The sequence below is a fragment of the Pontibacter vulgaris genome, from assembly GCF_022758145.1.
GTDB classification, from domain to species: Bacteria; Bacteroidota; Bacteroidia; order Cytophagales; family Hymenobacteraceae; genus Pontibacter; species Pontibacter vulgaris.
The window spans coordinates 1-573 of the sequence record NZ_JAJVDH010000032.1 but is presented as its reverse complement, the minus strand read 5'-3'; the positions used below and the strand labels follow the sequence as shown (position 1 = coordinate 573).

Annotated in this window: 1 pseudogene; it reads right to left on the bottom strand. The window is 49.7% G+C overall.

Annotated elements, in window-relative coordinates:
• A pseudogene (locus tag LWP20_RS18185) lies at window positions 1–573 on the bottom strand (ABC transporter permease); the annotation flags it as partial.

Here is a 573-nt window from a genome sequence, read left to right as displayed (position 1 = left end):
TGAACCCGTAGACCAACAAGGCCACCAAATGAGCCACAAATTTCTGATTGACCAGTACGTGTACAAAGAGAGCCAGTAAAGCAAACAGGAGGCTATCTACCAACTGTAGCCCGAAAATACATTGCAGGTAAAGTTTTATCTCTGCACTACCACCCATGCTCTTTTGTGATACTACACCTGCCACTATCAGGAATACCAGCCATACCACAAGTATAAGACTAAGAGCCAGAAACCTGCTCAGGAAAAGAACCCATTCTGGTACCGGTGTGGCGTTGGCAATCTCACTCACGCCTGTTTCCCGTTCCCTCCACACCAGCTCCCCGGCATAGAAAATAGTAAGCAGGGCGATTATAATCCAGAAGAAATCCAGTTCCGTTAGGGGCGCCGTCAGGAGATTTAGAATGTAGTCGGTTCTGGGCAGCAGGGGAACACCCTTGGTCTTCAGGTTTCCGTGCAAGGCTATGCCCGACATCAGGGCCAGGGCTGCCAAAAGAGGAAGTCCTGCTAAACTCCTGGCAAGTGGCAGAAAGGTTTTCCAGGTAATGAGACGTAACTGGCGCAAATGCGTGGCAA